Origin of the sequence: Pseudomonas sp. Pc102, from assembly GCF_018408275.1 — a bacterium.
Taxonomy (GTDB): domain Bacteria; phylum Pseudomonadota; class Gammaproteobacteria; order Pseudomonadales; family Pseudomonadaceae; genus Metapseudomonas; species Metapseudomonas tohonis.
This window is the reverse complement of sequence record NZ_AP021905.1, coordinates 948,765-961,982: the sequence shown is the minus strand read 5'-3', so window position 1 is coordinate 961,982 and position 13,218 is coordinate 948,765. Positions and strand designations below refer to the sequence as shown.

At 66.9% G+C, this 13,218-nt stretch carries 12 protein-coding genes; 8 read left to right on the top strand and 4 right to left on the bottom strand.

The genetic code is table 11. The features are described from left to right. Positions 1-12: 12 nt before the first annotated feature. The 3 genes from PHLH3_RS04580 to PHLH3_RS04570 all read right to left on the bottom strand — a co-directional run bounded on the left by PHLH3_RS04580 (position 13) and on the right by PHLH3_RS04570 (position 4,808). A complete protein-coding gene (locus PHLH3_RS04580; RefSeq protein ID WP_213628372.1) occupies positions 13-1,662 on the bottom strand; it encodes an acyl-CoA dehydrogenase family protein in 1,650 nt (549 codons plus the stop codon). 10 nt (positions 1,663-1,672) lie between these two features. Next, positions 1,673-2,308 carry a TetR/AcrR family transcriptional regulator gene (locus PHLH3_RS04575; protein WP_213628371.1) on the bottom strand — a complete coding sequence of 212 codons (636 nt, stop codon included), beginning with the start codon at positions 2,306-2,308 and terminating at the stop codon, positions 1,673-1,675. Between the two features lie 106 nt (positions 2,309-2,414). Further along, positions 2,415-4,808 (bottom strand): hybrid sensor histidine kinase/response regulator, encoded by a 2,394-nt coding sequence (locus tag PHLH3_RS04570; RefSeq protein WP_173178496.1) that lies wholly within the window; start codon positions 4,806-4,808, stop codon positions 2,415-2,417. Between the two features lie 299 nt (positions 4,809-5,107). Between PHLH3_RS04570 and PHLH3_RS04565 the strand changes: the two genes are divergently transcribed. From PHLH3_RS04565 to PHLH3_RS04550, 4 genes are all read left to right on the top strand, one after another. Beyond that, on the top strand, positions 5,108-5,905 hold the full coding sequence (locus PHLH3_RS04565; RefSeq protein WP_213628370.1) for a hydroxymethylpyrimidine/phosphomethylpyrimidine kinase: 798 nt from the start codon (positions 5,108-5,110) through the stop codon (positions 5,903-5,905). Next, positions 5,902-6,531 carry a thiamine phosphate synthase gene (thiE, locus tag PHLH3_RS04560; RefSeq protein ID WP_213628369.1) on the top strand — a complete coding sequence of 210 codons (630 nt, stop codon included), beginning with the start codon at positions 5,902-5,904 and terminating at the stop codon, positions 6,529-6,531. The genes PHLH3_RS04565 and thiE overlap by 4 nt, the downstream gene beginning before the upstream one ends. A 38-nt stretch (positions 6,532-6,569) precedes the next feature. Beyond that, positions 6,570-7,859 (top strand): glutamate-1-semialdehyde 2,1-aminomutase, encoded by a 1,290-nt coding sequence (hemL, locus tag PHLH3_RS04555; protein ID WP_111261493.1) that lies wholly within the window; start codon positions 6,570-6,572, stop codon positions 7,857-7,859. 176 nt (positions 7,860-8,035) lie between these two features. Continuing rightward, the gene (locus PHLH3_RS04550) at positions 8,036-8,584 is read left to right on the top strand and encodes a tetratricopeptide repeat protein (protein ID WP_111261494.1); all 549 of its coding nucleotides are present in this window, start codon (positions 8,036-8,038) and stop codon (positions 8,582-8,584) included. 312 nt (positions 8,585-8,896) lie between these two features. Here PHLH3_RS04550 and PHLH3_RS04545 read toward each other — a convergent pair whose 3' ends face one another. Then, positions 8,897-9,226, bottom strand: a complete 330-nt coding sequence (locus PHLH3_RS04545; RefSeq protein WP_111261495.1) for a DUF1820 family protein — start codon at positions 9,224-9,226, stop codon at positions 8,897-8,899. A gap of 128 nt (positions 9,227-9,354) precedes the next feature. On the opposite strand from PHLH3_RS04545, the gene miaB reads away from it, so the two are divergent. The 4 genes from miaB to PHLH3_RS04525 all read left to right on the top strand — a co-directional run bounded on the left by miaB (position 9,355) and on the right by PHLH3_RS04525 (position 13,121). After that, on the top strand, positions 9,355-10,695 hold the full coding sequence (miaB, locus tag PHLH3_RS04540; RefSeq protein WP_213628368.1) for a tRNA (N6-isopentenyl adenosine(37)-C2)-methylthiotransferase MiaB: 1,341 nt from the start codon (positions 9,355-9,357) through the stop codon (positions 10,693-10,695). Positions 10,696-10,785: 90 nt separating this feature from the next. Next, a complete protein-coding gene (locus tag PHLH3_RS04535; RefSeq protein WP_213628367.1) occupies positions 10,786-11,808 on the top strand; it encodes a PhoH family protein in 1,023 nt (340 codons plus the stop codon). Further along, a complete protein-coding gene (ybeY, locus tag PHLH3_RS04530; protein WP_213628366.1) occupies positions 11,801-12,259 on the top strand; it encodes an rRNA maturation RNase YbeY in 459 nt (152 codons plus the stop codon). Before PHLH3_RS04535 ends, ybeY begins: the two co-directional genes overlap by 8 nt. A 22-nt stretch (positions 12,260-12,281) precedes the next feature. Next, the gene (locus PHLH3_RS04525) at positions 12,282-13,121 is read left to right on the top strand and encodes an HlyC/CorC family transporter (protein ID WP_173178490.1); all 840 of its coding nucleotides are present in this window, start codon (positions 12,282-12,284) and stop codon (positions 13,119-13,121) included. Positions 13,122-13,218: the final 97 nt, after the last annotated feature.

Sequence of the window (13,218 nt, the reverse complement as noted above, 5' to 3'; positions counted from 1 at the left end):
ACGCATCGAACCTTACGCCAGATGCGGCGAACTCCGCGCCACCAGCGCCTCGACATCCACGCCGCGCGGCAGGGTGCCGTAGACGCGGCCGCCGTGGCCGAGGCGGCTGGCGATGAAGGCGTCGGAGACGGTGGCGTTGCCCGCTTCCAGCAACAGCTTGGCCTGCAGGCCCACGGCGACGTCTTCAGTGAGCTGGCGGGCGCGGTACTGGATGTCGGCGGTGTCATGGAACGCGGCCTTGAGGTTGCCGATATGGGCGGCCAGGCGGGCGTCGCCGTGGCCGTCGCCCAATTCGGCGAACAGCGCATCGAGCACGCCCGGCTCCTTGGACAGGGCGCGCAGCACATCCAGGCACTGGACGTTGCCGGAGCCTTCCCAGATGGAGTTCACCGGTGCCTCGCGGTAGAGGCGCGGGAGGATAGTCTCCTCGACGTAGCCCGCACCGCCCATGCATTCCTGGGCTTCGTTGATCATGGCGGGGGCACGCTTGCAGATCCAGTACTTGCCCACGGCGGTGACCAGGCGGGCGAACTTGTCTTCCTGCTCGTCGTGGGCGTGGTCCAGGGCGCGGCCCATGCGCATGGTCAGGGCCAGCGCGGCCTCGCTTTCCAGGGCCAGGTCGGCGAGTACGTTCTGCATCAGCGGCTGCTCGACCAGCACGCGACCGCCGACCTTGCGGTGGGCGCAGTGGTGCGCGGCCTGGGTGAGGGCCTGACGCATCAGCGAGCTGGAGCCGATCATGCAGTCGAAGCGGGTCAGGGAAACCATCTCGATGATGGTGGGCACGCCGCGCCCTTCCTCGCCGATCATCCAGGCCAGCGCGCCGCGGTATTCCACCTCGCTGGAGGCATTGGCCCAGTTGCCCAGCTTGTTCTTCAGGCGCTGGATGTAGAACTGGTTGCGGGTGCCGTCCGGGCGATGGCGCGGCAGCAGGAAGCAGGACAGCCCCTTGTCGGTGTAGGCCAGGGTCAGGAAGGCGTCGCACATGGGCGCCGAGCAGAACCACTTGTGCCCGACCAGCTCGTAGGCCTGGCCCGGGCCGGGGATGCCGACGGGATGGGCGCGGGTGGTGTTGGCGCGCACGTCGGTGCCGCCCTGCTTCTCGGTCATGGCCATGCCGATGGTGACGCCGCTCTTCTGCTCCATGGGCAGGTTGCGCGGGTCGTACTGGGTGGAGAGGATCTTCGGCAGCCATTTCTCGGCGATGTCGGGCTGCAGCTTCAGGGCCGGAACACTGGCGTAGGTCATGGTCAGCGGGCAGGCGTTGCCGGCCTCGGGCTGGTTGTGCAGGTAGTTGAGGGCCGCGCGCGCCACCTGGGCGCCGGGGCGCGGGTCGGTCCAGGGCAGCGAGGGGATGCCGGCGGCGATGGCCGAAGCCATCAGCTCGTGGTAGGCGGGGTGGAACTCCACCAGGTCGATGCGGTTGCCGTAGCGGTCATGGCTCTTGAACACCGGCTTGTTCTCGTTGGCCAGGAAACCCGCGGCCATCAGCGCGCCGCCGGCGGCAGCACCATAGCGATCGAGTTGCGCCTCGGCCCAGCCACCGTCGTAGCGGCGGGTCCACTCCTGCAGCGGCAGGTCGAGGCGGTAGAGGTTGGCGCCGTCCAGGGACGGCACCTGGTTGAGCACGTCATGGGTCTCGGCGAACTGGTGCAGGTTCATGGCGATTCTCCTAGGCAGGGGTGGCGGCGCCCACAGCGCGCAGGCAGAAGAAGACGAGGTTGCGGCTGACCAGGTCGAGGTCGGCCTGGGACTGCCCGGGCTCACGGGCGGCTCGGGCGGGCGGTGACAGCGGGCCGACCAGAGCTTCGGCGATGGCGCCCACCAGGCAGGCGGCGGTAAGGGGCGTGGACAGGAGGTCGAACTCGCCGCTGGCACGGCCCTCCTCCAGCAGCTCGATGAAGAGCTCGGCATAGGACTCGCGGTAGAGCAGGCGCTGCTCGTCCACTTCCTGGTCGACCGGCTCGGCGATCAGGGCGAAGGCCAGGCGCCGGCTGTTCCAGGCCCGCGCGGCGAACTGGCGTAGGCCCTCGGCGAGGCGCCAGGTGGCGGTACCGGGGCCACGCAGCAGCTGGGCCAGGGTGTCCACCTCGATCTGGCTGGCGAGGGAAAAGACTTCGGCGGCCAGGTCGCCCTTGTTGCGGAAATGCCGGTAAAGGCTGCCGGTGGCGACCCCGGCGTCCTCGGCAAGGGCCTGCATGGTCAGGGCGGCGAAGCCGCCTTCGACGACGCGCGCCAGGGCGCAATCGAGAATGCGCCGGCGCAGTTCCTGATCACGGTCGATACGGGTGGCGGTGACTCGGTACATGGTCTGAATCCTGATTCATCTCTTCCCAGTGAATCAGGATTCAGTTTTTGCAGGAAGCGGGATTAGCGCCGAGAAAAAGGGGAAAAACGCCGCAATCGGGTGGGCATCAGGCGTTGGTTTCCACCGGACGGCAGAGCAACCAGTCATGCAGCAGGGTGCGCAGCTCTTCGAATTTCACCGGCTTGGCCAGGTAGTCGCTCATCCCCGCCGCGAGGCAGCGCTCGCGGTCACCGGTGTGGCTGTGGGCGGTGATCGCCAGCACCGGCAGGTCGGCGCAGGTGGGCATGCCGCGCAGGGCCCGGCAGGTGGCGAAGCCGTCCATCACGGGCATCTGGCAGTCCATCAGCACGCCGTCCACGGATTCGCGCCGCAGCAGCTCCAGCGCCTCGGCGCCGTTGTCGGCAGTGCGTACGCGGTAGCCGAGCTTGAGCAGCATGCCGCGGGTCACCAGCTGGTTGATGGCGTTGTCCTCCACCACCAGCACGGTGCATTGCTCGGGCCGTCGCTGGGCCTGGCCGGCAGCACGACGCGGCGGCGCCACCTGCAATGGCGGCTGGGCCGGCCGGGTCAGTTGCACGTCCAGGCGGAAGCAGCTGCCCTGGCCTGGCTCGGATTCATGGGAAAGGTCGCCGCCCAGCAGCTCGACCAGTTGCCGGGCGAGAGCCAGGCCGATGCCCAGGCCGCCATATTCGCGGGTCATCGAGCCATCGATCTGGCGGAAGCGACGGTAGAGGGAGCCGTCGGCGGGGGTCTGGAAGCCGATGCCGGTGTCTTCCACCTCGATGCGCAACGCCAGGTCGTCGCCGCTGGCGTTCTCGCGCGCTACACGCAATGTCACGCCGCCCTGGTGGGTGAACTTGATGGCGTTGTCCAGCAGGTAGCCGAGCGCCTGGGCGAGCTTGCCGGCATCACCTTCGAGCATGTCGGGCAGGCTCTCGTCCAGCTCCAGGGCGAAGCTCAGGCCCTTTTCCTCGGCACGCGGGGCGAACTGGGCGCGCAGGCTGTCGAACAGGCCGCGCAGGCTGAAGGTCTCGCGGCGGGGGTAGAGCTTGCCGGCCTGGAGCTCGGTCATGGCGAGGATGTCGTTGACCAGGCGCATCATGTCCCGCGCCGAGCTGGCGGCGGTCTTCTGGTACTGCTCCAGCTCGACGTCGAGCTTGACCGTCTGCATCAGCTCCAGGGAACCGATCACGCCGTTCATGGGGGTGCGCAGTTCGTGGGTCACGGTGGCGAGGAATTCGTCCTTGAGGCGGTTGCTGTTGGCCAGCTCCTGGTTGAGCGCCTCCAGCTTGCGACCGGCTTCCTGGAGGATGCGCGTGCGCTCCTCCTTCATGGCGTTGATGCGGTCGGCCAGGGCCAGGGACAGCAGCCCGACCTCCAGCGCGGAGCCGATCTGGCTGGCGTACATGGTGAGGAAGATGTTGGGCAGGTAGCCCAGCACCATCAGGGTGTTGATGGCGCCACCGATGAGGAAGGTGGTCCAGGCGAAGATGAAGTAGCGCGCCACGCGCATGCCGCGCAGCCAGGCGAGGACACCGGCGGTGAAGATGACCACGGTGAAGATCAGCGCCAGCGAGGTGGCCAGGCGCAGGGCGACGCCGTAGCTGGCCGCCAGCGACAGGACCATCACCAGGCCGCCCATGGCCATCAGGCCGAGCAGGGTCCGGTCCATCCACGGGCTGTGCTCGGCGGTGTGCAGGAAGCTGCGGGCGAACTGGCAGCCGAACAGCGCCGCAGAGCCGATCAGGAAGGGGGTCGCGGCGTTAGCCCACCAGGGGCTGTCGGGCCAGAAGAACTCGATGCCGGCCCCGTTCACCGAGATCTGGTAGAGCCCGAACGAGGCGATATAGAGGATGTAGTAGAGGTAGCTGGTGTCGCGGACGCTGAGGAAGATGAACAGGTTGTAGATCAGCATCACCAGCAACACGCCGTAGATGATGCCGAGGACGTAGATGCGCCCGGGCTGCTCTTCCAGGTAGGCCTGCGGCGACCACAGGGCCAGCGGCGCCTGGATCGAGCCCTGGCTCTGCAGCCTCAGGTAGAGGCGCTGGGGCTGGTTGGGCTGCAGGTTGAGGCTGAACAGGTAGTTGTTCTGCTTGATCTCGCGGCTGGCGAAGGGCAGCGCATCACCGGTGCGCTGGGCCAGGCGATAGCCGCCCTGCCCGTCGGGCAGGTAGAGCTCGAGGTGGTCCAGCGGCGGATAGGCCAGCTCCAGCAACCAGGGCTGCTGGCCGCCCAGCGAGCGCGGGCGATAGTCCAGGTCGACCCGCAGCCAGAACACCGAGCGCGAATAGCCGGCATTGAGCACGGGCTTGTCATGGCGACGGAAGCTGTCTTCCAGGGCAGGCGAGGTGATATCGGCCAGGCTGGCGTCGCCGCGCACGTCCTCGAACACGTCCATGTGCCGGCCGAGAGGCAGCTGGCGGGTGTGCTCGTCGAATTCGACCGCCAGCACGGACGTGGAAAACAGGAGGAGGAAGAGAAGGAAGACGCGCCGCATGAGGCCCCGCAAAGGCCTGTCGCGCGCGTCGGGAAGTCCCTTCTTCCCGGGATGACGCGCCACGCGGGGCCTGGTTGTTCGAATTCGCTCACTCTAGCACAGCCGAAGGCCTGACGAAGAGGCACTCTGCCATCCCGAACGAACCGCTCTAGAACGGCCATTACAGGCAAACCACGAGACCGACGGAACGGCACTTGGGCAGGCTCCGTCGGGGCAAGGGGCCACCGAGGCGATTTGTCCGACAATGCGCGGTGCCCGGGCCGGCTCCGGCAGCGGGAAAAGTGATAAGCTCGCGCACCATGAAAAAGCCCATCTCCCGCCCCATCGTCCTCTGTCTTTCCGGCCACGACCCCAGTGGCGGCGCCGGTCTCCAGGCGGACATCGAAGCCCTGATCGCCCAAGGTTGCCACGCGGCTCCCGCCGTGACCGCCCTTACCGTGCAGGACACCGTCAACGTCTCCGACTTCCGCGTGCTCGATCGCGAATGGGTATTGGCCCAGGCCCACGCCGTGATCGCCGACCTGCCCATATCGGCCGTCAAGCTGGGCATGCTCGGCTCGGTGGAGATGGTCGAGACCGTGCTGGAGATCATGCAGGCCCTGCCGGGCGTGCCGCTGGTCTGCGACCCGGTGCTGCGCGCCGGCGGCGGCGGAGCCCTGGGCAAGGACGAGGTCGGCTTCGCCCTGCGCGAGCGCCTGCTGCCCGTCGCCACCCTGGCCACCCCGAACCTGCCGGAGGCGCGCATCCTCGCCGAGCTGCCCGAAGGCAGCGCCGACCAGTGCGCCGAGAAGCTGCTGCCGTTCGTCCAGCACCTGCTGATCACCGGCGGCCACGGCGACGAGACCGAAGTGCACAACCGCCTCTACTCACGCGACGGCGCCCAGCACACCTTCACCTGCCAGCGCCTGCCGGGCAGCTACCACGGCTCCGGCTGCACCCTGGCCAGCACCCTGGCCGGTCGCCTGGCTCTGGGCCAGGACCTGGTCAGCGCGGTGGAAACGGCCCTCGACTACACCTGGCGCACCCTGCGTGACGCCGAGCAACCCGGTCACGGCCAGTTCGTGCCGCGTCGCCTGCCCCTGGATTTCTGCTCATGAAACTGCGCGGCCTCTACGCCATCACCGACAGCGCCCTGCTCGCCGAGGGTCGCCTGCTTCCCTATGTCGAGGCGGCGCTGAAAGGCGGCGCGCGACTGCTGCAATACCGCGACAAATCCGCCGACGAAGCCCGTCGCCTGCGTGAGGCCGAAGCCCTGCGCGAACTCTGCGCACGCCACGGCGCGCAGTTGATCATCAACGACGACGCCGAGCTGGCCGCACGCCTGAGCGTCGGCGTGCACCTGGGCCAGACCGACGGCTCCCTCGCCGCCGCACGCGCCCTGCTCGGCCGCAACGCCATCATCGGCGGCACCTGCCACGCCAGCCTCGAGCTCGCCGCAGCCGCCAGCGGCGAAGGCGCCAGCTACATCGCCTTCGGCCGCTTCTTCAACTCCCACACCAAGCCCGGCGCGCCTGCCGCCACGCCCGATCTGCTGGAGGAAGCCAAGCGCCGCTTCAACCTGCCGCTGGTCGCCATCGGCGGCGTGACCCAGGACAACGCCCCGGGGCTGATCGCCCGTGGTGCCGACCTGGTCGCCGTGATCCACGCCCTGTTCGCTGCCGACAGCCCCGCCGAAGTCGAGCGCCGCGCGCGCGCCTTCAGCGCGCTGTTCAACCCGGCCTGAGCCCCGTACGTACACCCGTTTTCCAGAGAGAGCCCGACATGTCCCGTTCCGAAACCCTGTTCGCCAACGCCCAGAAACACATCCCCGGCGGCGTCAACTCGCCGGTCCGCGCCTTCCGGAGCGTCGGCGGCACACCGCTGTTCTTCAAGCACGCGGAAGGCGCCTACGTGACGGACGAGGACGACAAGCGCTATGTGGACTACGTCGGCTCCTGGGGCCCGATGATCCTCGGCCACGGCCACCCGGACGTGCTCGATGCCGTGCGTCGCCAGCTGCAGCACGGCCTCTCCTACGGCGCACCGACCGCCATGGAAACCGAGATGGCCGACCTGGTCTGCTCCCTGGTGCCGTCCATGGAGATGGTGCGCATGGTCAGCTCCGGTACCGAGGCCACCATGAGCGCCATCCGCCTGGCCCGGGGCTATACCGGGCGCGATGCGATCATCAAGTTCGAAGGCTGCTACCACGGCCACTCCGACAGCCTGCTGGTCAAGGCCGGCTCCGGCCTGCTGACCCAGGGCGTACCGAGCTCGGCCGGCGTGCCGGCGGACTTCGCCAAGCACACCCTGACGCTGCCCTTCAACGACATCGGCGCGGTCGAGAAGATGCTCGCCGAAGCTGGCGCCGACGTGGCCTGCATCATCGTCGAGCCGGTCGCCGGCAACATGAACTGCGTACCGCCCGCCCCCGGCTTCCTCGAAGGCCTGCGCCGCCTGTGCGACCAGCACGGCGTGGTGCTGATCTTCGACGAGGTGATGACCGGCTTCCGCGTCGCCCTCGGCGGCGCCCAGGCCCACTACGGCGTGACGCCGGACCTCTCCACCTTCGGCAAGATCGTCGGCGGCGGCATGCCGGTGGGCTGCTTCGGCGGCAAGCGCGAGATCATGTCGCAGATCGCCCCGCTGGGCCCGGTCTACCAGGCCGGCACCCTGTCGGGTAACCCGCTGGCCATGGCCGCCGGCCTGACCACCCTGAAGCTGATCAGCCGTCCCGGCTTCCACGCCGAGCTGAGCGACTACACCAGCCGCATGCTCGACGGCCTGCAGCAACGCGCCGATGCCGCCGGCATCCCCTTCGTCACCACCCAGGCGGGCGGCATGTTCGGCCTGTACTTCAGCGGTGCCGACGACATCGTCACCTTCGACGATGTGATGGCCAGCGACGCCGAACGCTTCAAGCGCTTCTTCCACCTGATGTTGCAGGGCGGCGTGTACCTGGCGCCCAGCGCCTTCGAAGCGGGCTTCACCTCGATCGCCCACGGCAACGCCGAACTGGCCATCACCCTGGACGCCGCCGAGCGCGCCTTCGCCGAACTGAAAAAGGCCTGACCGCCTTTACGCGGCCGTTACACCCGGGAGCCCGGCCCAGGGGCGGGCGCCCGGATGCAAGGAAATCCGCGCAAAGACTTTGTAAGAAGCGCCTTGCTTATTTCATAATGTGACGGTCGGCGCGTTTCGCCGGCCGGGCCCGTCGCCCGCACTGCTTTTCGAGGCGTTGTGATTTCATGAACCGCACCGGCCGCATCCTGACCCTGGGCAGCCTGTTGCTCCTCTCCCCGCTGCTGGCCGAAGCCGGCGGCAACTCCCTGCTGATCCCGGCCACCGGGCGCTGCAGCCTGAATACGCAACCCGAAGACCAGCAGGAAGCCCTCTCCAACTGCCAGCAGGCCGCCAAGGCCGGCGACACCGAGGCGCAGTACGAGCTGGGCGAGTTCTATTACGACGGCAAGCGCACCCCCCGCGACCTGCACCAGGCGCTGAACTGGTTCGAGCAGGCCTCCCTGAAAGGCAACGCCCAGGCGCAGTTCCGTCTCGGCAACATGTTCTTCCGTGGCGAAGGCGTACCGGCCAGCAATGTGCAGGCCTATATCGTGCTGAAGATGGCTGCGGTGAACGGCTCGGACGAAGCGATGGACACCGCCGACATGGTCTCCGGCCAGATGCGTGCCGACGAGCTGGAGATCGCCACCCAGGTGCTGGGCCAGATCTTCCGCAACTACCTGATCGAGCTGCAGACCGCCGACGGCGGCTCGCCTTTCGCGCCGTTGCCTTAGCGGCTGCGCCGCAGCAGCAAGCGGCAAGCGGCAAGCGGCAAGCGGCAAGCGGCAAGCGGCGCAGCCTGAGGGCTCGACGGAGATCGTCAACTCCCGGGCTTATATGTTTTCGGAATCTGGATGTAGGGTTGGACCACGTTTACCGGTCCACCACTTCGGAGTCATGCCGAGCATCGGCAGCATGGGTTTCGCTACGCTCTACCCATCCTACGCACTAGCAGCTACGCCGCAGCTCCAAGCTCCAAGCTCCAAGCTCCAAGCTCCAAGCTCCAAGCCGGGATGCTTTTACTTGAAGCTTGCCGCTTGCAACTTTCAGCTGCTTTTGTCTGGCATCGGCATGGGAAACGGCATGACGTTGCCGGTGACCTTGGCTTCGCTGATCTTCGGCGTGCCAAGGCGCTCGACTTCGTCGATGCGGATGATCGCGTGCATGGGCACGAAGCTGCGTACCACGCCTTCGAACTGGGCCTTGAGCTTTTCTTCGCTGGGGTCGACCACCACCTGGGTGCGCTCGCCGAAGACGAATTCCTCCACCTCCAGGAACCCCCACAGATCGCTCTGGTAGATCTGCTTGGCGTACATCTCGTACACCTGGCCCTGGTTGAGGAAGATCACCTTGTAGATGGGTTCGCGCTTGGTCATGGAGGAGGCGGCAGGAGGGGGAAGTTCGAGGGGCGCGAAGCATAGCACGGCTCCGGACGGTCAACGCTAGGAAGCCGGGGCCCTGCCGACTATAATGCGCGGTTCTTCGAACCACCCGACGAACGTGCATGGCCAAGAAGCTTTACATCGAGACCCACGGTTGCCAGATGAACGAGTACGACTCCTCGCGCATGGTCGACCTGCTGGGCGAACACCAGGCGCTGGAAGTGACCGAGCGCGCCGAAGACGCCGATGTCATCCTGCTCAACACCTGCTCCATCCGCGAGAAGGCGCAGGACAAGGTGTTCTCGCAGCTCGGCCGCTGGCGTGACCTGAAGCAGCAGAATCCGCACCTGGTGATCGGTGTCGGCGGCTGCGTCGCCAGCCAGGAAGGCGCGGCCATCCGTGATCGCGCGCCCTACGTCGACGTGGTCTTCGGCCCGCAGACCCTGCACCGCCTGCCGGAGATGATCGACGCCGCACGCAGCACCCGCACGCCCCAGGTGGACATCAGCTTCCCCGAGATCGAGAAGTTCGACCGCCTGCCGGAACCGCGCGTGGATGGCTCCAGCGCCTTCGTCTCGGTGATGGAAGGCTGCAGCAAGTACTGCACCTTCTGCGTCGTGCCCTATACCCGGGGCGAGGAAGTCAGCCGCCCCTTCGACGACGTGCTGGCCGAGGTCATCCACCTCGCCGACAACGGCGTGCGCGAGGTCACGCTGCTCGGCCAGAACGTCAACGGCTACCGCGGCACCACCCATGACGGGCGCATCGCCGATTTCGCCGAGCTGATCCGCGTGGTCGCCGCCGTCGACGGTATCGAGCGCATCCGCTACACCACTTCGCACCCGCTGGAGTTCTCCGACGCGCTGATCCAGGCCCACGCCGAGGTGCCGGAACTGGTCAAGTTCGTCCACCTGCCGGTACAGGCGGGCTCCGACCGCATCCTCGCGGCGATGAAGCGCAACCACACCGCACTCGAGTACAAATCCCGCATCCGCAAGCTCAAGGCCGCGGTGCCGGACATCTGCATCAGCTCCGACTTCATCGTCGGCTTCCCCGGCGAGACCGAGAAGGACTTCGAAGCGACGATGAAACTGGTGGAAGACGTCGGCTTCGACTTCTCCTTCTCCTTCATCTACAGCTCGCGCCCCGGCACACCGGCCGCCGACCTGGTGGACGACACGCCGGACGAAGTGAAGAAGCAGCGCCTGCAGATCCTCCAGGGGCGCATCCACCAGCAGGGCTTCGAGATCAGCCGACGGATGGTCGGCAGCACCCAGCGCATCCTGGTGAGCGACTTCTCCAAGAAGGACCCGGGCATGCTCCAGGGCCGCACCGAGAACAATCGCATCGTCAACTTCCGCAGCGCCAACCCGCGCCTGATCGGCCAGTTCGTCGACGTCCATATCGACGACGCCCTGCCCCACTCGCTGCGCGGCACCCTGATCGAAGGGACCCTGCACTGAATTCCAAGGTGCCCGAGCTTTCACAGTCGGGCACCTGGGTTTATTCTTCCTTTCCTATCCCTGCCGTTCGGCGGCCACATACAGACGACATTGAACGCACCCCTGGATTTGCACCGTTTCACCCTGGACCCCTTTGAAGCCCGTCGCTTCGCCAACCTGTGCGGCCAATTCGACGAGCACCTGCGGCTGATCGAACAGCGCATGGCCATCGAGATACGCAACCGTGGCAACCAGTTCGAACTGGTCGGCGAGCCGCAGTGTACCCAGGCCACGGAAAACCTCCTTCGCCGTCTCTACCGCGAAACCGAAGCCACCGAGCTGTCACCGGACATGGTCCACCTGTTCCTCCAGGAAACCGGCATGGAGCAGCTGGCCACCCCCGCCAAGGCCGACACCGGTGTCGCCCTGCGCACCCGCAAGGGCATGATCCGTCCCCGCGGCGCCAACCAGCAGCGCTACGTGAAGTCGATCCTCGACCACGACATCAACTTCGGCATCGGCCCGGCCGGCACCGGCAAGACCTACCTCGCCGTCGCCTGCGCCGTGGATGCGCTGGAGCGCGAGCAAGTGCGCCGCATCCTGCTGGTGCGCCCGGCGGTCGAGGCGGGCGAGAAGCTCGGCTTCCTGCCCGGCGACCTGTCGCAGAAGATCGACCCCTACCTGCGCCCGCTCTACGACGCCCTGTACGAGATGCTCGGCTTCGAGCAGGTGGCCAAGCTGATCGAGAAGCAGGTGATCGAAGTGGCTCCGCTGGCCTACATGCGCGGCCGCACCCTTAACAACAGCTTCATCATTCTCGACGAGAGTCAGAACACCACCCTCGAGCAGATGAAGATGTTCCTCACCCGCATCGGTTTCGGCTCCACGGCCGTGATCACCGGCGACATCACCCAGGTCGACCTGCCGCGCGGCACCCGCTCCGGCCTGACCCACGTGATCGACGTGCTGCGGGACGTGCCGGGCATCGCCTTCACCCACTTCAAGTCCCAGGACGTGGTGCGCCACCCGCTGGTGCAGCGCATCGTCGAAGCCTACGACCGCTACGACAGTCGCAACCAGCCCAAGCCCAAGCCTGCCGACAACGACCCGGGTGCGATCGACGCCGATGCTTGAACTCGACCTGCAACTGGCCAGCGAAGCCCCCGCGCTTCCCGCTGAAGCCGACTTCCGCCGCTGGTGCGAACTGGCCCTGCGCCAGCGCAGCGCCGACTCGGAGCTGACCATCCGCCTGGTGGACGAGCCCGAAGGCCGCGAACTGAACCACACCTGGCGACACAAGGACTACGCCACCAACGTGCTGTCCTTCCCCGCCGACGTACCCGACGAGTTGCTGGACATCCCGCTGCTCGGCGACCTGGTGATCTGCGCCCCCGTGGTGGCACGCGAAGCCGCCGAGCAGGGCAAGTCGCCTGAAGCCCACTGGGCGCACCTGGTCATCCACGGCTGCCTGCATCTCCTCGGCTACGACCACATCGAGGACGAGGAAGCCGAGGAAATGGAAGCACTGGAACGGGATTTGCTGGCTGAACTGGGCCACCCCGACCCCTATCGCGATGACGAATGAGAAAGGCACCGAGCAAGGACATATGAGCGAAGATCGATCGAGCAACGGGCACAGGTCCTGGCTGGAAAAGCTGACCCAGGCCTTTGCCCATGAGCCGAAGAACCGCCAGGAGCTGCTGGAGCTCCTGCGCGAAGCGCACCAGAACAAGCTGCTGGACAGCGAAGCCCTGTCGATCGTCGAAGGTGCGATCCAGGTCGCCGACCTTCAGGTACGCGACATCATGGTGCCGCGCTCGCAGATGATCAGCATCAAGGCCAACCAGAGCCCCAAGGAATTCCTCCCGGCGATCATCGACGCCGCGCACTCGCGCTATCCGGTGATCGGCGAAGGCCTGGACGACGTGATGGGCATCCTCCTGGCCAAGGACCTGCTGCCGCTGATCCTCCAGGACCCGGAGCGCCCCTTCAACATCAAGGACATGCTGCGCCCGGCGACCTTCGTCCCCGAGTCCAAGCGCCTCAACGTCCTGCTCAAGGAGTTCCGCGCCAACCACAACCACATGGCCGTGGTCATCGACGAATACGGCGGCGTGGCGGGCCTCGTGACCATCGAGGACGTGCTGGAGCAGATCGTCGGCGACATCGAGGACGAGCACGACGTCGAGGAAGACAGCTACATCAAGCCGCTGCCCAGCGGTGACTTCATCGTCAAGGCGCTGACCCCGGTTGACGCCTTCAACGAGTTCTTCGAGACCGATTTCTCCGAAGACGAGTTCGACACCGTCGGCGGCCTGGTGATGGGCGCCTTCGGCCACCTGCCCAAGCGCAACGAGATCACCGAGATCGGGGGCTTCCGCTTCCGCGTGCTCAACGCCGACAGCCGTCGCCTGCACCTGCTGCGCCTCACCCCGCTGTCCCGCTGATGCGCCACCACGCCCGCCGCTTCCCGGCGCGGGCGTGGCCCGGCTAGACTGCGCCGCGACGAACTCCCGGGCGCCCCGCGCCACCAAGCCCAAGGAC

Coding starts and splice junctions, on each gene's coding strand:
- ybeY (WP_213628366.1), top strand. CDS start 11,801: ATGCTTGAACTCGACCTGCAACTGGCCAGCGAAGCCCCCGCGCTTCCC.
- PHLH3_RS04545 (WP_111261495.1), bottom strand. CDS start 9,226: ATGACCAAGCGCGAACCCATCTACAAGGTGATCTTCCTCAACCAGGGC.
- PHLH3_RS04565 (WP_213628370.1), top strand. CDS start 5,108: ATGAAAAAGCCCATCTCCCGCCCCATCGTCCTCTGTCTTTCCGGCCAC.
- PHLH3_RS04525 (WP_173178490.1), top strand. CDS start 12,282: ATGAGCGAAGATCGATCGAGCAACGGGCACAGGTCCTGGCTGGAAAAG.
- PHLH3_RS04580 (WP_213628372.1), bottom strand. CDS start 1,662: ATGAACCTGCACCAGTTCGCCGAGACCCATGACGTGCTCAACCAGGTG.
- PHLH3_RS04550 (WP_111261494.1), top strand. CDS start 8,036: ATGAACCGCACCGGCCGCATCCTGACCCTGGGCAGCCTGTTGCTCCTC.
- hemL (WP_111261493.1), top strand. CDS start 6,570: ATGTCCCGTTCCGAAACCCTGTTCGCCAACGCCCAGAAACACATCCCC.
- thiE (WP_213628369.1), top strand. CDS start 5,902: ATGAAACTGCGCGGCCTCTACGCCATCACCGACAGCGCCCTGCTCGCC.
- miaB (WP_213628368.1), top strand. CDS start 9,355: ATGGCCAAGAAGCTTTACATCGAGACCCACGGTTGCCAGATGAACGAG.
- PHLH3_RS04570 (WP_173178496.1), bottom strand. CDS start 4,808: ATGCGGCGCGTCTTCCTTCTCTTCCTCCTCCTGTTTTCCACGTCCGTG.
- PHLH3_RS04575 (WP_213628371.1), bottom strand. CDS start 2,308: ATGTACCGAGTCACCGCCACCCGTATCGACCGTGATCAGGAACTGCGC.